Source organism: Rhizobacter sp. P2_G4 (assembly GCF_056403575.1).
Genome location: NZ_JBFUFG010000001.1, coordinates 547,712 through 566,740, shown reverse-complemented (window position 1 = coordinate 566,740; position 19,029 = coordinate 547,712). Strand labels below are relative to the sequence as shown.

Below are 19,029 nucleotides of genomic sequence, written 5' to 3'. Positions count from 1 at the left end.
GCATTGCAGAATGCTACATTTCGGGGGTTTGCCGTGGGGCGTTCTGCCTCAGGTTGCGTCAATCCTTACATCAACCCTCAGCTTCGATGGCCCTGCCCTCTGCCGCGCCCGAGCGCCAGCTCAAGCACAGCCGCCACATCGATGTGCAAATCTTTGCGCGCGGCAATGGGCTGTGGGAGGTCGATGCGGTCATCACCGATGTCAAGACGCGTGATGCGGACTTGGCCAACGGCGTGCGCAAAGCCGGCGACCCGATCCACGACATGCTGCTGCGCCTCGTCATTGACGAAGCCTTCAATGTGCTCGAAGCCGGCTCGCAGACGCGAGCGATGCCCTACCCAGGCGAATGCGACAACCACGGCGATGCCTACGCCGGCCTGGCGGGGCTGAACCTGATGAAGGGCTTTCGCCGCGCAGTGCACGAGCGCCTGGGCGGGGTGGCCGGTTGTACACATCTCACCGAGCTGACCCAGGTGTTGCCGACGGCGGTCGTCCAGGCATTTGCCGGCGACGTCATCAACACCCGGGGCGACGACGGGCTTGACGCCAAGCAGCCCTTTCAGCTCGACCGATGCCATGCCCTTCGCACCGATGGCAACGCCGTTCGCACCTACTATCCGCGCTGGTACAAACCGGCACCGCAAGAGATCCAACCGCCCGCCGTTAACCGTTCCCAGAAACTGAGTGAAGAGAGTCCGCGATGAAAATTCATGAATACCAAGGCAAGGAAATCCTGCGCCAAGCCGGCGTGCCGGTACCCCGTGGCTACCCCGCGTTCAGCGTGCAGGAAGCCACCGAAGCCGCACAAAAACTCGGCGGCCCTGTATGGGTGGTAAAGGCGCAAATCCACGCCGGCGGCCGCGGCAAGGGTGGCGGCGTGAAGCTCGCTCGCTCGTTGGATGAAGTGAAAAAGCTGTCGGGCGAGATCCTCGGCATGCAGCTCAAGACTCACCAGACCGGCCCCGAAGGCCAGAAGGTGCGCCGCCTGCTGATCGAAGAAGGCGCCGACATCAAGAAAGAGTATTACGTCGCAGCAGTGACCGACCGCGCAACGCAGAAGGTCGCGATCATGGCCAGCAGCGAAGGCGGCATGGACATCGAAGAGGTGGCCCACAACACGCCCGAGAAGATCATCAAGGTGTTCGTCGATCCGCTGACCGGCATGACCGACGCGCAAGGTACCGAGCTGGCCAACGGCATCGGCGTGCCGGCGGCCTCCCAGGCCCAGGCCATCGATGTGTTCAAGAAGCTGTACCAGGTCTACATGGACACCGACTCGTCGCTGGCAGAGATCAACCCGCTGATCCTCGAAGGCAACGGCAACATCAAGGCGCTGGACGCGAAGTTCAACTTCGACAGCAACGCGCTCTTCCGCCACCCCGAGATCGTGGCCTACCGCGACCTCGATGAAGAAGACCCGGCCGAGATCGAAGCCAGCAAGTTCGACCTGGCCTACATCCAGCTAGACGGCAACATCGGCTGCCTGGTGAACGGCGCCGGCCTCGCGATGGCGACCATGGACACCATCAAGCTCTTCGGCGGCGAGCCGGCGAACTTTCTCGACGTGGGCGGTGGCGCCACGGCGGAAAAGGTCACCGAGGCCTTCAAGATCATGCTGGGCAACCCGAAGGTCAAGGCCATCCTGGTCAACATCTTCGGCGGCATCATGCGCTGCGACACCATCGCCGAAGGCGTGATCGCCGCATGCAAGGCCGTGAATCTGAACGTACCGCTGGTCGTGCGCATGAAGGGCACGAACGAAGACCTCGGCAAGAAGATGCTGAAGGAATCTGGCCTGCCCATCATCAGCGCCGACTCGATGGCCGAGGCCGCGCAAAAAGTAATGGCCGCCCTGAAGTAAACCTGCCTAGGACACGAACATGAGCATCCTCATCAACAAAGACACCAAGGTCATCACGCAGGGCATCACCGGCAAGACGGGCCAGTTCCACACCCGCATGTGCCGCGACTACGCGAACGGCAAGAACTGCTTCGTCGCCGGCGTGAACCCGAAGAAAGCCGGCGAAGACTTCGAAGGCATCCCGATCTTCGCCAACGTGAAAGAAGCCGCCAAGAACACCGGCGCCACGGTCAGCGTGATCTACGTGCCGCCGGCAGGCGCTGCGGCTGCCATCTGGGAAGCCGTTGAGGCCGACCTCGATCTGGCCATCTGCATCACGGAAGGCATCCCCGTGCGCGACATGCTGGAAGTGCGCAACAGGATGAAGCAGAAGGAAGCCAAGGGCGGCAAGAAGACGCTGCTGCTCGGCCCCAACTGCCCGGGTCTCATCACGCCGGACGAAATCAAGATCGGCATCATGCCCGGCCACATCCACCGCAAGGGCCGCATCGGCGTGGTCAGCCGCTCCGGCACGCTGACCTATGAAGCGGTGGCTCAATTGACCGAGATCGGTCTGGGCCAGTCGAGCGCGGTCGGCATCGGCGGCGACCCGATCAACGGCCTGAAGCACATCGACGTGATGCAGCTCTTCAATGACGACCCGGAAACCGATGCCGTGATCATGATCGGCGAGATCGGCGGCCCGGACGAGGCCGACGCGGCTCGCTGGTGCAAGGCCAACATGAAGAAGCCGATCGTCGGCTTCATCGCTGGCGTGACGGCCCCTCCGGGCAAGCGTATGGGCCATGCCGGCGCGCTGATCTCCGGCGGTGCCGACACGGCCGACGCCAAGCTGGCGGTGATGGAAGAGTGTGGCTTCACCGTCACGCGCAACCCGTCGGAGATGGCCAAGCTGCTCAAGGGCCTGCTCTGATCTGCAGTTAGCCTGCGCTCGAGAAGCCGCCTACGGGCGGCTTTTTTATGGGAGCGGGTTGTGGAAACTACAGAAGGGGCAAAGCCCCAACGGCCCGACAATCCGCAATCCTTTCAACCAGAAGAAGAGAGCCCAGCATGGACTTCAGCTCAGGTGCCTTGTGGGGCGCGTTCGGCGCCATCATCGTTGCCAACATCCTGCTGTCGGGGGACAACGCGGTGGTGATCGCGATGGCGGCTCGCTCGCTGCCGCCTGCGCAGCAAAAGAAGGCCGTCTTCTGGGGCAGCGCTGCGGCGATCGTGATGCGGGTCGTGTTGACGGTCGTGGCGGTGCAACTGCTGCAACTGCCCTACCTCAAAATCATTGGCGGTGTGCTGCTGCTGTGGATCGGCGTCCAGCTGCTCGTGGATTCGGATGACGACGGCGAGGTCAAGGCGCACGGCACGATGTTTGCCGCGATTCGCACGATCCTGGTCGCCGACCTGGTGATGAGCGTAGACAACGTGCTTGCGGTGGCCGGTGCTGCAGACCGTGCGCCCGAGAACGCCCGGTTGCCGCTGCTCATCGTCGGCCTCGGCCTGTCGATCCCGCTCATCATCGCGGGCAGCACCCTCCTGATGAAGATCATGGACCGCTTCCCCATCATCATCACGCTGGGTGCGGCCCTGCTCGGCTTCCTGGCCGGCGAGATGTTCGTGAGCGACCCGTCCACCAGCGCCTGGTTCCACGCCAACATTCCCGAGGCCGACTTCATCCTCGGCGCAGCTTGCGCCGTGCTCGTGGTGGCCATCGGCATCTGGTTGCAGAGGCGCTCGCGCACCGCGGCAACCAGCTGATTTCGGCCTTGCCTGTGATACCGTGCCGGCTCCAAACGGCAAGGTGAGGCAAAGGTCTTGGGCAACGCAGAGCACCTCTTCCGAACGTCGGAAACCGGCTGGGGCCTGGGCGCCTTGGCCCTGTTGCTGGTGCTTGGCGAATTGGTGTGGCTCTTGCCCCGACTGCGCCGTGAGGCGGCAGTCGCCGCTTCGGTGATCCTCGCCAGCAGTGTGGTCGCCGTGGGCCTCTTGCTGTGGTGGCAGCTGTCGGTACCGATGGGCTGGATTTTCCCGGTGGTGCTGGCGCTCGGTTTCGGGCACCTGGGGTGGTCTTTAGGTCGGCGGCCCGAGTTGCCGCGGCCCGCCCCGCCCGCAGCGGTTGCGCCCGCATCGACCCAATCTCCCCGCATGGCCGCTCCGGGCCAGCCCGAGCGACCCACCCTGGGCCGCTATCGTGTCGAACGCGAATTGGGCCGCGGTGCGATGGGCGCGGTTTACCTGGGCGTCGATTCGAAAATCGGTAGGCAGGTGGCCATCAAGACCATGGCTCTGAGCCGCGAGTTCGCAGGCGACGAACTGGTCGAAGCGCGCCAACGCTTCTTTCGCGAGGCCGAGACGGCGGGGCGCTTGCAGCACCCCGACATCGTCACGATCTTCGATGCAGGCGAGGACCAGGAGCTGGCCTTCATCGCGATGGAGTACCTGAAGGGCGACGATCTCCAGGCCTACACCCAAGCGCCGAAGCTGCTGCCGGTGCCCGTCGTGCTTGGCGTGGTGGCGCGGGTGGCCGACGCGCTCGGATACGCGCACAGCCAGGGGGTGGTGCACCGCGACATCAAGCCGGCCAACGTGATGGTCGATCTGCCGGGCGACGTCGTGAAGGTCACCGACTTCGGCATCGCACGCGTCTCCGATTCGAGCCGCACGCGGACGGGCATGGTGCTGGGCACGCCGTCCTACATGTCGCCCGAGCAGATGGCGGGCCGCCGAGTCGACGGGCGCAGCGACCTTTACTCGCTTGGCGTGATGTTGTTCCAGCTGCTCGCCGGCCGCCTGCCGCACCGCTCGGATTCGATGGCCACGCTGATGCATCAGATTGCCAATGAGGCAGCGCCTGACATCCGCAGCGTGCGCCCGGATCTGCCTGAAAGCCTGGCCCGCGTCGTGGCGCTGACGCTCGAGAAGCGGCCCGAGGCGCGCTATGCGAGCGGCCAACTTCTCGCCGCCGATTTGCGCGCGGTAGCAGCTCGGCTGCATGCCTCCGGAGTAGAGCTACGGCCCGTCGATCCATCCTCCGTTCCCCCCGATTCCGGCGGATTCGCCGAAACTGTGAAATTGCAACGGGCGGATACAAGGCACAATTCCGACTTCTGATGGGTTTGAAAGCTCGATGAATCTCCCCGCGCTCGCCACTGCCATGTCGCTAGAGTTCTTCAGTGCCACGGACACCGGTCGCGCTCGTAACAACAACGAAGATTCCATCGCTGTTCAGGAAGCTGCCGGGTTGGTGGTGCTGGCCGATGGCATGGGCGGCTACAACGCCGGTGAAGTCGCCAGCGGCATGGCGACCTCCTTCATCAAGACCGAACTGGGACGCTGGTTGCAGGAGGCTTCAGGCAGTGCGTCGGACACCGATGTGCGTCGTGCAATGGACATCTGCGTCGACAACGCCAACCGCGCCATCTTCAACGCTGCCAATTCCAACCCGCAGTACGCTGGCATGGGCACCACCTTGGTGGTCGGCGCCTTCCGCGATGGCCGTCTGCTGATGGGGCATGTGGGGGACTCGCGCGGCTATCGGTTCCGCGGCGGGCGCCTGGTGCAGATCACGCACGACCACTCGCTGCTGCAGGAGCAGATCGACTCCGGCCTCATCACGCCGGAGCAAGCCGCATTCTCGACCAACAAGAATCTGGTGACACGTGCCGTAGGTGTCGAAGACACGGTGCTGCTCGAAACACACCTGCACGACATCATGCCGGGGGACATCTACCTGTTGTGCTCTGACGGCTTGTCCGACATGCTGGACGACGAGAGCATTGCCCAGGTATTGCAAGGGCACGATTCGCTCGAAGAGAGCGGGGTTGCATTAATCGACGCAGCCAATGACGCGGGTGGAAAGGATAATATTGCGGTGGTGTTGGTACGGGTGCGGGGGCAAAGCAACCCGCCTCGTTCATGGTGGCCATTCAGGCGCTGAGGCACTGATTCCGCAACTCCACCATTACGGCCCAGCTCCTGGGCCAAGTGACAAGAAAGAGACTGAGGTCAAGCATGGGCAAGCTGGTCGTATCGCTCGACGGAGTCGTGATCAAGGAAGTGCAGATCACCAAGGACAAGACGACCCTCGGCCGCAGGCCTTACAACGACATCGTGATCGACAACCTCGCAGTCAGCGGCGAGCATGCCGTGCTGCAGATGGTGGGCACCGACGTCTTCATTGAAGACCTCAACAGCACCAACGGCACCTACATCAACGGCAAGGCCGTTAAGAAGCAGCTGCTGACCCATAACGACACGGTCGAGATCGGTAAATACAAGATCAAGTACCTCGTGGACGACGGCACCGACTACGAGAAGACCATGATCATGAAGCAGGGGGCGGCAGCGCCCGCCAGCTACAGCCATGGCTTCGCACACACGTCGGCCCAGGGCGGCCCGAACTCCGGCTTCGGCGGGCTTGGTCAAGCCGTGGCACCGGGCACGATCAAGGTCTTGAATGGGGCTGCTGCAGGCCGTGAGGTTGCGCTTACCAAGGTTGTTACGACCGTCGGCAAACCCGGCGTGCAAGTCGCTTCCATCACCAAGCGGCCCGGGGGATATGTGTTTGCCCACGTGGAAGGTGCGAGCCGCCCCACCATCAACGGCAACCCGCTGGTCGGCGACACCTTGCACCTGAAGAACGGCGACGTGATCGAACTCGCCGGCACACAGATGCAGTTCATCCAAGCCTGACCAGCCCGCTTTGCAGGCCGCGTGATGCTTTTCACGTCGAGGTGGCGCCTGTCGTCGTGAAGCTGCGCATTCGCGGCGAAATGCGACATCGGTCCCTTGCGGCGCTGGGCGGCTGCCTTCAGCATTGGGTTGCGGCGCCTCGTTTGCGCTGAATCGTGGCCTAGCCCGCTCCCCGACCCATGAAAATTCGCGTTCTCGGCTGCTCCGGCGCCATCGCCGAAGGCAGCCGAACCACTTCCTTTTTGATCGACCACGATGTGCTGGTCGATGCGGGAACGGGGGTGGGTGACCTGCCCCTCGAAGCCCTGGCGCAGATCGATCACATTCTCGTCAGCCACTCCCACTTGGATCACGTGCTGGCCATCGGTTTGCTGGCCGACAGCGTGATGCGCATACGCGCTGCACAAGGCCGTCCGCCCATCCAGGTGCATGCCTTGCCCGAGACGCTGGACGCGTTACGCAAGCACATCTTCAACGGCGTCATCTGGCCGGACTTCACTCGGTTGCCTCGTGCGGACAGCCCGGTGCTGCAGTTGTTGCCCTTTGCTGTAGGTGACCGGCTCTGCTTGGGTGGCAAAAACTTTGAAGTGCTCAGCGCTGCTCACACTGTGCCCGCCGTTGGGTTTGGCCTGCAGGGGCGCGACGGCTGGTGGGTTTTCACAGGAGACACCGGCCCTAACCCCGCGTTGTGGGAGCGCCTGTCCAGCATGACGGTTTCTCACCTCATCATCGAGACGGCCTTCAGCGATGAAGAGAGTGAGTTGGCACGCCTGAGTCAGCACCTGTGCCCACAGAAACTGGGCCATGAACTCGCTCACTTGGCAGGCGAGGTCAACGTGCACATCACCCATATCAAGCCTGGCGAGGTCAATGCTGTAATGGCTGAGGTGAGCGCATTGGCAACGCCCCATCGCGTGAGCGCATTGCGGGCCGGTCAGGTCTTGGAACTGGCTTGATCAGGCGGTGACGAAATCCGTCAACCTGTGTCAGCGCGCAACGTGACTTCCTGCTGCCGGTGACCGTTTGTGTCAGAACAACGGGCGAATTCCACGGTTTTTTGAGCGATCTGCCTTGGCACGAGGGCTGCAACTAAGGCTTCGTGTCTTCCCCCATTTATCTTTCTCAGGAGCTATACATGAAGCGTTCTATGCAAAAGGGTTTCACCCTGATCGAACTGATGATCGTTGTTGCGATCATCGGCATCTTGGCCGCCATCGCGCTGCCGCAGTACCAAACTTACGTGGCCAAGTCGCAAGTTTCTCGCGTCATGGGTGAAGTCGGCAATCTGAAGACCTCGGTGGAAACCTGCTTGCTTGATGGCCGCACCGTTCCGAATTCGAACGTTCCTGCTGCCACGGCGATGGCCGCCACAGACTGCAATCTTCAAGCGACTGCTTCGTCGCTTGTCGACAATGCCGTCGGCGCAGCTCAAGGCGTTGGTACTGCTGCAGCGGCTGGCACGGGCTACCCACAAGTCACCTTCGGTACGCCCACCACCATCGTCGCAACGTTTGGCAGCGGTGCCGCAGCAACGCTGACGACGCCGACCGTTGGTACGCTGACCTGGAGCCGTGACATCAATGGCACTTGGACCTGCACCAGCACGGTCAACGACAAGTACAAGGCAAAGGGCTGCTAAATCCCGGAGTCAGGAATCGACCTGACAAACAAGGCCCCGCATTGGCGGGGCTTTTTTTTACCCCTTCATCGTTATAACTGCAGGTGGCATATGCGAGCAGTGCGTGGCTTCACTCTGATCGAACTGATGATCGTCGTGGCGATCATCGGCATCCTCGCGGCGATTGCGGTCCCGCAGTACCAGACCTACGTTGCCAAGTCTCAGGTTTCTCGCGTCATGTACGAAGCCAGCAGCCTGAAATCCGTCACTGAGTCCTGTCTGCTTGAAGGTCGCACAACCCCGAATTCGAACATCCCAGCTGCCAACACCACTGCGACCCAGACAGACTGCAACCTCCAAGCGACTGCTTCGAGCCTGGTTGACAACACCGTCGGTGCCGCCCAGGGTTTGGGTACAGCCGCACCGACTGGTACCGGGTACCCGCGGGTCACTTTCGGTACGAACACCACGGCGACTACCATTATTTCCACCTTTGGCAGTGGTGCCGCTGGGACGCTTACCGGTCCGACCGTTGGCACGTTGACTTGGTCACGTGATCAAAACGGCACCTGGACTTGCTCCAGCACAGTTGATTCCAAGTACAAGGCCAAAGGCTGCTAGTCACCGACGCTCGGTCTCGAATCCTTTCTGAAGGCGGCTATCGAGGCATGCAGCGTTCAGGTGCAGCACGCTGCCTGCCTATGCAGCCGCAGCTTGACGCTACAGTGTGCGCAGCCCAACGGCATCGCGCCGTTGATCTCGCAGCGTGTTTCAGAGTCATCCGGTTTTCGTGCTCGCTACTTCCACACCCCCTTCCCCGTTCTCCACTGTTCCCCTGGCGAGCCGTTTGACGCTTCCGCTGCTGATCGCAGCCGCGCTGGCCATCTGCGGTCCGGCTCTCCTCGCACGCAACCTCCCACCCTCCGCCACTTTTTTCAACCAAGCCGTGGCCCTGGCTGGTTGGAGCGCTTTACTGGCCTTGGCCATGTTGTGCTTACAGGCCATGCCTGCGATGCCGAGGCGCCGGCTTTTCACAGGCCTGACCGTCCTGGGTCTGTTAGCCGTTGAAGCCGTAGGTTCGTCTCTTTTCGAACGCCTCCCAGCGCCACTGAGCGTGTCCGCGCTGGGCCTGCTCGTGTCGGCCGCTCTGACACTGTGGGTCGGTGGAGTCACCGGCCGCGACGAAGCCGGGCGAATGGCTTTTCAGGTGGTATGTGCCGCCTTGCTCCTGGCCGGACTCATCAGTGTTGCGCTGGCCAACGTCCAGGTGTTTGCGCCGGACCTTGCGGACGGTGACTGGATCGCGCGCTCTTCTACTCCCGGCCGTACCGGTGGCAACCTTAGGCAGCCCAACCACCTGAGCAGCCTGCTGTTGTGGGCCATGGCCGCGCTGGTCTGGTTGCATGAAACACTGGGCGAAAGGCGAACGCCAGCGCTCAAGCAATGTCGTGTGATCACCGCGGTGCTGATGGCCCTGCTGCTCTTCGGCGACGTGCTCACCGTCTCGCGCACCGGCACCGTGTGTGTCGTGTTGCTGGCCCTGTGGGGCATGGTCGACAAGCGCCTGTCACGCTTCTCGCGCGTGCTGCTATGGCTCGCGCCTCTGTTCTACGCACTGTGCTGGATGGGAATGAGCGAGTGGACGCAAGCTGGATCACAGGCCTTCGCCGGCGGTGTTCAGTTGCACAAGTCCGACCCCTCCAGCTCACGCTTCGGCATCTGGGCCAACACAGTCGAGCTGATCAAGCAAAACCCGTGGTTCGGCGTCGGTTGGGGCGAATTCAACTTCGCGTGGACGCTGACGCCCTTCCCTGGACGGCCAACAGCGTTCTTCGATCACACGCACAACCTGCCGCTGCAGTTTTTGGTCGAACTCGGCATCCCGCTGGGAACGCTGGTGCTCGGCCTGTTGCTGTGGGCGCTGTGGAAGGCGTTCCGAGCCTGCATCACCACCCCCGAACCCGACAGCCGCATGGTTCGCACGGCGTTCGTCATGGTGCTGATGATGGTCGTGCACAGCATGCTGGAGTACCCGCTCTGGTATGCCTACTTCTTGCTGCCGACGGCGTTTGCTCTGGGGATCTGCCTCGGACACTCCGGGCCGCCTTCTGCTCAGGAGCCGGAGGCGAGCGCAGGTCCATCGGCAAAGTGGTTGCGGCGCACGCTGATCGGCGCATCGATCGCGCTGATGATCGGTACCGTCGCGTCGGTAGTCGACTACATGCGTGTCGTCGCGATCTTCTCGGCATCAGAAGATGAGATGCCGCTGTCGTACCGCATCGCCGAAGGACAGAAAAGCTGGTTCTTTGCCCACCACGCCGACTACGCGGCAGCAACCGTGGCGGAGCATCCCTCCGAAGCCATGAAGGCCTTCAGGCGCGCACCGCACTTCTTGCTCGACACGCGTTTGATGATGGCCTGGGCCAAGGCCTACAACGAGCGCGGCGACGTCGAACGTGCCCGCTACATTGCTGATCGCCTGCGGGAGTTCCGCAACCCCGACGCGGCCGAGTTCTTCGCCGAGTGCGACAAGCCGCTGAAGGCTGGCGACGCCAAGCCCTTCCAGTGCACGCCGGCCACGCGTCACTTCACCTACGAAGACTTCAAGATGCGCTCGAACTGAGCGAGCGTTGCTCTCAGATCGCGGCGACCCAGTCGCCCGATTTGCCGCCGTGCTTCTCCAGCACGCGGATCTCGCCCATCACCATGCCGCGGTCGGCCGCCTTGCACATGTCGTAGATGGTGAGCAGGCCGACTTGCACGGCAGTCAACGCTTCCATCTCCACGCCGGTACGGCCCAGGGTTTCCACTTGCGCGATGCACCGAACCAGGCTCGACGCTTCGTCCACCTCGAACGACACCGCCACGCGGGTGATCGGCAACGGGTGGCACAGAGGGACCAACTCGGCCGTGCGCTTGCTCGCCTGGATGGCCGCCACGCGGGCGATGCCGATCACATCGCCTTTCTTCGCAGTTCCGCTCTGGATCAGCGCCAGCGTGGCCGGTTGCATGCGGATCACGCCACTGGCGCGGGCGATGCGATGCGTCTCCTGCTTGGCCGACACGTCGACCATGTGGGCCTGCCCCTGCTCGTCAAAATGCGTGAGCGGCGATGGTGAAACAGGCGATGGCGCAGACGTGGACATGGTCAGGAAACATGGGAGCAACGTGTCGCTGGCATCATAGCGACGCGGCCGGGCGCTGCGGGCTGAACCTTCATGCCCGTCCCGGCTCCAACGGGTTCGCCATGCTCACAGCTGCCTCGCCACCTTGAACGCCACCCTTCGACCCCCTCGCGCGAAGCGCCTGCTGACCAGCCTATGCGCCGTGAGCGTGCTCGTGACATCGCTCGTGCCGCCGGCGGCAATGGCGCAAGACCGGTTGCCTGCCCTCGGCGACGCAGCGTCCGAAGACCTGAGCGTGGGCAGCGAGCGACGGATCGGCGAACAGGTCATGCGCGAAATCCGCCGCGACCCCGACTACCTCGACGACCCGGTGCTGTTGGAGTACCTGCAATCGGTCTGGCAGCCTTTGGTCAAGGCCTCACGCGACCGCGGCAACATCTCGCCCGACATTGACCAGGCCTTCGCCTGGGAACCCTTCCTCGTACGCGACCGCAGTGTCAACGCCTTCGCACTGCCCGGCGGCTTCGTCGGCGTGAACCTGGGCCTGATCGCGATGACCGCCACGCGCGACGAACTGGCCTCGGTGCTTGCGCACGAAATGTCGCACGTCACCCAGCGCCACATCGCCCGCGGTATGGCCAACAGCCAGCGCCAGTCGCTGATCGGGCTGGCGTCGATGATTCTCGGCATTCTGGCGGCCTCGCGCAGCAACCGGGTCGACGGCGCCAACGCCATCTTCACCGGCGGCCAGGCGGTGGCTGCGCAAGGCCAGCTCAACTTCTCGCGCGACGTCGAGCGCGAGGCCGACCGCATCGGGTTCGGTGTGCTCATGCAAGCCGGCTTCGCTCCCGGCGGCATGGCCGCCATGTTCGAGAAGCTCGACCAGGCCTCGCGCTTGAACGACAGCGGCGGCTTCCCCTACTTGCGCACCCACCCGCTCACTGCCGAGCGCATCGGCGAAGCCCGCTCGCGCCTGGGCACCGCCGCGCCCGTGGCGCCAGCGAGCGTGCTCGCGCACACGGTGGCGCAGGCGCGTGCCAAGGTGATGATGGATTCGCGGGTCGACGCCCTCCGCCGCTGGGAGGCACTCGAAGCACCTTCTTCCGCGAGCGTGGCCGACAAGCTGATGGCCGCCTACGCCAGTGCACTGGCCGCCACGCTGCTGCGCGATTGGGCACGTGCCGACACCTCGATGCAGCTGGCGCTCGGCCTCGTGCGCGGCAGCCCGCGCAGCGATGCCTTTGCCGAGCGCGAAGTGGTGCTGCTGCAAGTGCAATCGTTGATCGAGCGTGGCGACGCCGCTCGCGCATCCGAAGCGCTCAAGCCCTACGCCAAGGCCGACGGCGTGCCGTCGTCGCGTGCGGTGATGCTGTTGGGGGCGCAGGTGGCCTTGTCCGTCGACAAAGACGCTGTGCAGCGCAGCGTCGAAGAAATGCAGACCTGGACCGCGCTGCACCCGCAAGACGCCACCGTCTGGTCGCAGCTCAGCCGTTCGTGGGAGCAGATGGGCCACAGCCTCCGCGCCCTGCGTGCCGACGCTGAATCGCGTATCGCCATCGGCGACCTCACCGGCGGTGTCGACCGCTTGCGCGCCGGGCAGAAACTCGCGCGCAGCACCCGCACCGTCGACTTCATCGAGGCCTCGGTGATCGAAGCACGCCTGCACGAGATCGAGGGCCAAGTGCGTCGCCGCGAAGCGGAAGAGCGCCGAGAAGGCCGGGGCTGATCAGAGTCTGAGACTTAGCGAACGCTCATGCTCCACATGAGCAAACCAACGCACTGAAGCGACCTCTTGCTGTCGTATCCTTGCCGCCAACAAAAAGGCAGGGAGTTCGCATGCATCGCTCGATCAGACACGCCGCGCTCGCGGCCGTTTTCGCCATGTTCGGCGCCGGTGCGACGCTCGCCGCCACAGTCGCATCCGTCACCCCGCAGGGTGAAGTGGCCCAGGTCCGGCAGGTTGTCGTTAAGTTCTCAGAAGCCGTCGTGCCGTTTGGTGACTTGCGGCTGCCCGATCCCTTCAGCGTGAACTGCGAAGGCGCCGCGCCCAAAGGCAGCGGCCGCTGGTCGGACGCACGGGTGTGGCTCTACGACTTTCGTGAAGCCCTGCCGCCCGGCACACGCTGCGTGCTCAAGCCACGTGCCGACTGGAAACCGCAGACAGGCGCGCTCACTGGCAACACCAACTTCAGCTTCAACACCGGTGGCCCGGCAGTGGTCTCGAGTTACCCGCACGACGGCAGCCAGATCGAGGAAGACCAGAACTTTCTGCTGCAGCTCAACGGTGCGGCGGTCGAATCCACGGTGCTGGAGGGCGCCTCGTGCGAGATCGAAGGCATCGGCGAACGTGTGCCGGTTCGTGTCGTCACCGGTGCCGTGCGAGACGAGGTGCTGAAGGAGCGCAAGCTGCAGAAGCAGGCCGACCGCGTGCTGCTGCTGGCCTGCCAGCGCCCGCTGCCGAGTGACGCGGCGGTTCGCCTGGTCTGGGGCGCAGGTATTGCTGCGCAGGCCAACCCGAAGATCGCAACGCGCACCGAACAACGCTTTGCCTTCCGCACACGCGAGGCCTTCACCGCCGAGTTCAGCTGCGAGCGCGAGCGGGCCGATGCGCCGTGCTTGCCGATCCGACCGATGTCGCTGCGCTTTTCGTCGCCGATCTCGCGCGAGGTGGCCCAAGGCGTGCGGCTCAAACCGGACTCGGGGTCCGCGCTCAAGGCAGTCTTCGACAAGGACGATCAGGCCACCGAAGTCACCGCACTGCGCTTCCCGTCGCCGCTGCCCGAGAACATGTCGTTCTCAATCGAGTTGCCGCGTGACGTGAAAGACGCGTCGGGCCGCTCGCTGAGCAACGCCGACAGCTTCCCGCTCAAGGTGGCCACCGGCGACGCACCGCCCATCGCCAAGTTCGCTGCCGCGCCCTTTGGCGTGGTGGAGCTGAACGGTGAAGCCATGCTGCCGGTCACGCTGCGCCATGTGCAGGGCGACCTGCGGCCCGCAGCCACTGCGGGCGCCGTACGCATCAAGACCTTGCGCAGCGACGCAGAGATCTTCGAGTGGTACCGCAAGGTTGCGGCGTTTCACGAGCGAAACCTGAGCGCGCAAGCTGCAGGGCTGCCCGAATCGCAGTGGTACGAGATCGAGCGCGTCACCGACGGCAAAGGCCGCACCAAGCAGGTCAAGCGCATGCGTTCCTTGCCGTCGCGCGAGCTGTCGCTGCTCAACAAGGGCAGCGACGTGCGCAAGCTCGACCTGCCGCAACTGCAAGGCGGCGACCCGCGGCCGTTCGAGGTGGTGGGCATTCCGATCAGCGAGCCGGGCTACCACGTGGTCGAGATCGAGTCTCGCCGCCTCGGCGAGTCGCTGCTCGACAAAAAGGCGCCGATGTTCGTGCGCACCGGCGTGCTTGTCACCAACCTCGGCGTGCACTTCAAGCTGGGCCGCGAGAACAGCCTGGTCTGGGTCACCACGCTCGACCTTGGCAAGCCAGTGCCCGACGCCGATGTGGCGGTGAACGACTGCACCGGCCAGCGCCTGTGGGCCGGTCGCACCGATGCACAAGGGCTCGCCAAGGTCGACAAGGCGCTCGAGATGCAGATGGGCGAATGCCCCGGCGAATCAGGCTACTTCGTCACCGCACGCAAGGCCGCCAAGGCCAAAGACGCCAAAGCCGTCACCGACATCGCCTTCGTGTTCAGCAGCTGGCAGAAGGGTGTGGAGTCGTGGCGATTCAACCTGCCGACCAGCAGCGGTTCGTCACCCGACCTGCGCGCCCACACGGTGTTCGACCGCACGCTGCTGCGCGCCGGCGAGACCGTCTCGATGAAGCACTTCGTGCGACGTGAAAGCTCGACCGGCCTGGCCAACGTGCCCGTCGCCGAGCTGCCGACGCGCATGAAGATCGTGCACCAGGGCAGCGGCCAGGAGTTCGTGATGCCGCTCAGCTGGAACGGCACACGCACCGCGTCGTCGACCTGGAACATCCCTGCGGCCGCCAAGCTCGGTGTGTACGACGTGGTTCTCGAGCGCGAGAACGTCGACGAAGAGAAGCACCGCAGCCGCTGGGAGAGCGGCAACTTCCGCGTCGAAGAATTCCGCCTGCCGCTGGTCGACGCGATCGTGAGCGGCCCCAAGGCGGTGGCGGTGGCGCCGAAGGAGCTGCCGATCAATGTGCAGCTCAACTACTTTAGCGGCGGCGGCATGGCGCAGGCACCGGCGCGCGTGACAGCCCTGCTGCGCAACCGCGGCAACGCCTTCGCCGGCTACGACGAATTCAGCTTCGAGCCGCCACGCAACGTGGGCGAGCGCGACACGAGCGGCGACGACGAAGAGCAGCGCAGCGATAGCAGCAAGCTCGTCGCCGACAAGCAGGCGTTGACCACCGACCGCAACGGCGCGGCCAGCCTCACGCTGAAGGACTTGCCGAAGATCACGCGCGCCAGCGAGCTCGTCACCGAAGTGACCTTCAACGATCCGAACGGCGAGGTGCAGACCGCCAGCAACCGCATCGCGCTGTGGCCGAGTGCGGTGGTGGTGGGCGTGAAGACCGGCTCGTGGGCCAGCAGCCGCGGCAAGGTGAAGTTTCAGGCGCTGGCGCTCGACACCGCGGGCAAGCCGCTCAAGGGCCAGAGCGTCGAGGTGCGCGGCCGGCTCTCACAGGTCATCAGCACACGCAAGCGCATGGTGGGCGGCTTCTACGCCTACGACAACCGCACCGAGATCAAGGACCTGGGCTCGCTGTGCAGCGGCAGCACCGACGACCGCGGCCTGTTGCTGTGCGAGGCGGCTCTTGAGACGGCGGGCCAGGTCGAACTGATCGCGCAGGCGAAAGATGGTGACGGCAACGTGGCCCAGGCCGCGTCGAGCGTGTGGGTCACCAAGCAGGGCGAGCTCTGGTTCGCGCAAGACAACGACGACCGCATCGACGTGCTGCCCGAGAAGAAGAGTTACCAGCCCGGCGAGACGGCACACCTGCAGGTGCGCATGCCCTTCCGTGAAGCGACGGCATTGGTGAGCGTCGAACGCGAAGGCATCGTCAGCACGCAGGTGGTCACGCTGCGCGGCGACGACCCGACGGTCGACCTCAAGATCGAGAAGACCTGGGGACCCAACGTCTACGTGAGCGTGTTGGCGCTGCGCGGCCGCATCCGGGAGGTGCCGTGGTATTCGTTCTTCACCTGGGGCTGGAAGGAGCCGATGAACTGGGTGCGCTCGTTCTGGTACGAAGGGCGTGAATACCAGGCGCCGACGGCGATGGTCGACTTGTCCAAGCCAGCCTTCAAGCTCGGCGTGGCGGCCATCAAGGTCGGCATTGCCGAGCATGAGTTGCAGGTGAGCGTGACCAGCGACAAGCCGCAGTACGCCATCCGCCAGAAGGCCACCGCGCGCATCAAGGTGCTGCACGACGGCAAGCCGCTCGCCGGTACAGAGATCGCCTTCGCGGCCGTGGACGAAGGCCTGCTCTCGCTGCGGCCGAACGAGTCGTGGAACCTGCTGGGCTCGATGATCCAGCAACGTTCGTGGGGCGTGGAGACCAGCACCGGGCAGAGCGAGATCATCGGCCGGCGCCACTACGGCCGCAAGGCGATTGCCGCGGGCGGCGGCGGCGGCAAGAACTCGACGCGCGAGCTGTTCGACACGTTGCTGCTGTGGAAAGACCGCGTGGTGCTCGACGCCAATGGCGAGGCGACCATCGAGGTGCCGCTCAACGATTCGCTCACCAGCTTCAAGCTGGTGGCGATTGCCGACGCTGGCGTGCAGCAGTTCGGCACCGGCAGCACCAGCATCCGCGTGACGCAAGACCTGCAGGTGCTCTCGGGCCTGCCGCCGCTGGTGCGCGAAGGCGATCAGTTCAGCGCGATGCTGACGCTGCGCAACACCACCACGCACGAGATGAAGGTGCGCGCCACCTTGCAAGGCACTGCCAATGGCGGTAACGGCGACAAAGAAGACATCACCCGCGCGCCGATGAGCTTCGCGCCGCAAGACGTGACCATCGCCGCCGGCGGTGCGAAAGAAGTGGTGTGGCCGGTCGATGTGCCAGCGGATGCCTTCAGCGTGGCCTGGGAAGCCGCGGCCGAAGAGCAAGGCAGCCAGGCTGGACAAGAGCGCGCGAAGGACCGCTTGAAAGTGACGCAGCTAGTGACCGCGTCAGTGCCGATCCGCGTGCTGCAAGCCACGCTGCAACAGCTCGACGGTCCGTTCACGCTGCCGATTGCCGCGCCAGCTGACGCACTGCCCGAGAGCGGCGTGAAACGTGGCGGCGTCAACGTTACTGTGCAGCCGAAGCTCAGCGGCGCCCTGCCGGGCATGCGCCGCTACTTCGAGACCTACCCGTTTGCCTGCCTGGAGCAGAAGACCTCGAAGTCGGTCGGCCTGAAGGACGCGAAGCTGTGGAGTGCGGTCGCCAACGCGCTGCCCACCTACCTCGACAGCGACGGCCTGGCGAGCTACTTCCCGCCGCGTGCCGAAGACGGAGCGCGCGGCAGCGACCGCCTCACCGCCTACGTGCTGGCCGCGACGAATGAAGCCGGCTTCGAGCTGCCCGGCCCGGCGCAAGAGCAGATGCTCGACGGCCTGACTGCGTTTGTCGAAGGCCGCATCGAGCGCAAGTTCTGGTCGCCGCGTGCCGACCTCGACGTGCGCAAGCTCGCTGCCATCGAGGCCTTGTCGCGCTACGGCCGCGCGACACCGAAGATGCTCGGCTCGATCAACCTGATCCCCAACCAGTGGCCCACGGCGGCGGTGATCGACTGGTTCAACATCCTCAAGCGCGTGAAGAACGTGCCCGACCAGGCCAAGCGGCTCGACGAGGCGCAGCAGATCTTGCGCAGCCGCCTCACCTACGCCGGTACCACGCTGCGCTTCAGCAACGAGGCCGACGACTTCTGGTGGTGGCTGATGGACAGCGCGGACGCCAATGCGGCGCGGCTGATCCTCGCGGTGCTCGACGAGCCGGGCTGGAAGGACGACATCCCTCGCATGGTGGTCGGCAGCCTCGCGCGGCAGCGCTCGGGCGCATGGCTCACCACCACCGCCAACCTATGGGGTTCGCTCGCGCTCGACAAGTTCTCGGCCAAGTTCGAATCGGTGAAGGTGGCCGGCAAGACGGTCGCCAACACCGGCGACAAGCCGATGGCCATCGACTGGAGCCGCTCGGCGGAGGGCGGCGCGGTGAAGTTGGCGTGGCCCGAGAAAGCCGGCAACCTCAGCGTGACGCAAGAAGGCAGCGGCAAGCCCTGGCTCACCGTCCAAAGCCTCGCGGCCGTGCCCTTGAAGGCGCCGATCCGCGCCGGCTACAGCCTCACGCGCAGCGTCAGCGCGGTCGAGCAGAAGGACAAGAGCAAGTGGTCGCGCGGCGACGTGCTGCGCGTGCGGGTCGAGATCGAAGCGCAGAGCGACATGACCTGGGTGGTGATGAGCGACCCGGTGCCAGGCGGCGCGACCTTGCTCGGCTCGGGCCTGGGGCGCGACTCGGCCATCGCCACCAGCACCGAGAAACGCGAAGGCAGCGCGTGGACGGCGTATGAGGAGCGCAGCTTCGAGGCCTTCCGGAGCTACTACGAGTATTTGCCGCGCGGCAAGCACGTCGTCGAGTACACGGTGCGGCTGAACAACCCCGGCAAGTTCGCGCTGCCGCCGACGCGGGTGGAGGCGATGTACGCGCCCGAGAGCTTCGGCGAGCTGCCGAATGCGGCGCTGGAAGTGGCGCCGTGACAGACCACGACGCCGTCGACTCTCCGTTC

The 19,029-nt window shown here is 64.6% G+C and carries 14 protein-coding genes; 13 read left to right on the top strand and 1 reads right to left on the bottom strand.

The annotated features are described in order from the left end of the window. The first annotated feature begins 86 nt into the window (after positions 1–86). The 11 genes from AC1DYS_RS02735 to AC1DYS_RS02685 all read left to right on the top strand — a co-directional run bounded on the left by AC1DYS_RS02735 (position 87) and on the right by AC1DYS_RS02685 (position 10,785). A complete protein-coding gene (locus AC1DYS_RS02735) occupies positions 87–704 on the top strand; it encodes a DUF2889 domain-containing protein (protein WP_477895807.1) in 618 nt (205 codons plus the stop codon). Next, positions 701–1,861: an ADP-forming succinate--CoA ligase subunit beta gene (gene sucC / locus AC1DYS_RS02730; RefSeq protein ID WP_477895805.1), complete on the top strand. Its 1,161-nt coding sequence runs from the start codon at positions 701–703 to the stop codon at positions 1,859–1,861. The genes AC1DYS_RS02735 and sucC overlap by 4 nt, the downstream gene beginning before the upstream one ends. 19 nt (positions 1,862–1,880) lie before the next feature. Next, positions 1,881–2,774, top strand: a complete 894-nt coding sequence (gene sucD / locus AC1DYS_RS02725; protein WP_477895803.1) for a succinate--CoA ligase subunit alpha — start codon at positions 1,881–1,883, stop codon at positions 2,772–2,774. 137 nt (positions 2,775–2,911) lie between these two features. After that, on the top strand, positions 2,912–3,610 hold the full coding sequence (locus tag AC1DYS_RS02720) for a TerC family protein (protein ID WP_477895801.1): 699 nt from the start codon (positions 2,912–2,914) through the stop codon (positions 3,608–3,610). Between the two features lie 114 nt (positions 3,611–3,724). Next, a complete protein-coding gene (locus tag AC1DYS_RS02715) occupies positions 3,725–4,963 on the top strand; it encodes a serine/threonine-protein kinase (protein ID WP_477895799.1) in 1,239 nt (412 codons plus the stop codon). A gap of 43 nt (positions 4,964–5,006) precedes the next feature. Continuing rightward, complete coding sequence (locus AC1DYS_RS02710) at positions 5,007–5,789, top strand: Stp1/IreP family PP2C-type Ser/Thr phosphatase (RefSeq protein ID WP_047486922.1); 783 nt, start codon at positions 5,007–5,009, stop codon at positions 5,787–5,789. Between the two features lie 74 nt (positions 5,790–5,863). Continuing rightward, a complete protein-coding gene (locus tag AC1DYS_RS02705) occupies positions 5,864–6,544 on the top strand; it encodes an FHA domain-containing protein (protein WP_477895797.1) in 681 nt (226 codons plus the stop codon). Positions 6,545–6,723: 179 nt separating this feature from the next. Continuing rightward, positions 6,724–7,500, top strand: coding sequence for an MBL fold metallo-hydrolase (locus tag AC1DYS_RS02700; protein WP_477895795.1), 777 nt, complete (start codon positions 6,724–6,726; stop codon positions 7,498–7,500). 179 nt (positions 7,501–7,679) lie between these two features. Next, the gene (locus tag AC1DYS_RS02695) at positions 7,680–8,183 is read left to right on the top strand and encodes a pilin (RefSeq protein ID WP_477895793.1); all 504 of its coding nucleotides are present in this window, start codon (positions 7,680–7,682) and stop codon (positions 8,181–8,183) included. A 126-nt stretch (positions 8,184–8,309) separates the two neighbouring features. Then, on the top strand, positions 8,310–8,783 hold the full coding sequence (locus AC1DYS_RS02690; RefSeq protein WP_477895791.1) for a pilin: 474 nt from the start codon (positions 8,310–8,312) through the stop codon (positions 8,781–8,783). A 493-nt stretch (positions 8,784–9,276) separates the two neighbouring features. Beyond that, positions 9,277–10,785, top strand: a complete 1,509-nt coding sequence (locus tag AC1DYS_RS02685; protein ID WP_477895789.1) for a PglL family O-oligosaccharyltransferase — start codon at positions 9,277–9,279, stop codon at positions 10,783–10,785. 13 nt (positions 10,786–10,798) lie between these two features. Here the strand turns inward: AC1DYS_RS02685 and moaC are convergent, their stop codons facing one another. Beyond that, entirely contained in the window at positions 10,799–11,308 is a 510-nt protein-coding gene (gene moaC / locus AC1DYS_RS02680) for a cyclic pyranopterin monophosphate synthase MoaC (RefSeq protein WP_477895787.1), read from the bottom strand. Between the two features lie 181 nt (positions 11,309–11,489). Here moaC and AC1DYS_RS02675 point away from each other — a divergent pair, with 181 nt between their 5' ends. Further along, positions 11,490–13,013 carry a M48 family metalloprotease gene (locus AC1DYS_RS02675; RefSeq protein ID WP_477895785.1) on the top strand — a complete coding sequence of 508 codons (1,524 nt, stop codon included), beginning with the start codon at positions 11,490–11,492 and terminating at the stop codon, positions 13,011–13,013. Between the two features lie 110 nt (positions 13,014–13,123). Next, positions 13,124–19,000 carry an alpha-2-macroglobulin family protein gene (locus AC1DYS_RS02670; protein WP_477895783.1) on the top strand — a complete coding sequence of 1,959 codons (5,877 nt, stop codon included), beginning with the start codon at positions 13,124–13,126 and terminating at the stop codon, positions 18,998–19,000. The last annotated feature ends 29 nt before the right edge of the window (positions 19,001–19,029 follow it).

Bases quoted from the DNA above. Each gene is read 5' to 3' on its own strand.
- AC1DYS_RS02735 (WP_477895807.1), top strand. From the start codon at position 87: ATGGCCCTGCCCTCTGCCGCGCCCGAGCGCCAGCTCAAGCACAGCCGC.
- sucC (WP_477895805.1), top strand. From the start codon at position 701: ATGAAAATTCATGAATACCAAGGCAAGGAAATCCTGCGCCAAGCCGGC.
- sucD (WP_477895803.1), top strand. From the start codon at position 1,881: ATGAGCATCCTCATCAACAAAGACACCAAGGTCATCACGCAGGGCATC.
- AC1DYS_RS02720 (WP_477895801.1), top strand. From the start codon at position 2,912: ATGGACTTCAGCTCAGGTGCCTTGTGGGGCGCGTTCGGCGCCATCATC.
- AC1DYS_RS02710 (WP_047486922.1), top strand. From the start codon at position 5,007: ATGTCGCTAGAGTTCTTCAGTGCCACGGACACCGGTCGCGCTCGTAAC.
- AC1DYS_RS02705 (WP_477895797.1), top strand. From the start codon at position 5,864: ATGGGCAAGCTGGTCGTATCGCTCGACGGAGTCGTGATCAAGGAAGTG.
- AC1DYS_RS02700 (WP_477895795.1), top strand. From the start codon at position 6,724: ATGAAAATTCGCGTTCTCGGCTGCTCCGGCGCCATCGCCGAAGGCAGC.
- AC1DYS_RS02695 (WP_477895793.1), top strand. From the start codon at position 7,680: ATGAAGCGTTCTATGCAAAAGGGTTTCACCCTGATCGAACTGATGATC.
- AC1DYS_RS02690 (WP_477895791.1), top strand. From the start codon at position 8,310: ATGATCGTCGTGGCGATCATCGGCATCCTCGCGGCGATTGCGGTCCCG.
- moaC (WP_477895787.1), bottom strand. From the start codon at position 11,308: ATGTCCACGTCTGCGCCATCGCCTGTTTCACCATCGCCGCTCACGCAT.
- AC1DYS_RS02670 (WP_477895783.1), top strand. From the start codon at position 13,124: ATGCATCGCTCGATCAGACACGCCGCGCTCGCGGCCGTTTTCGCCATG.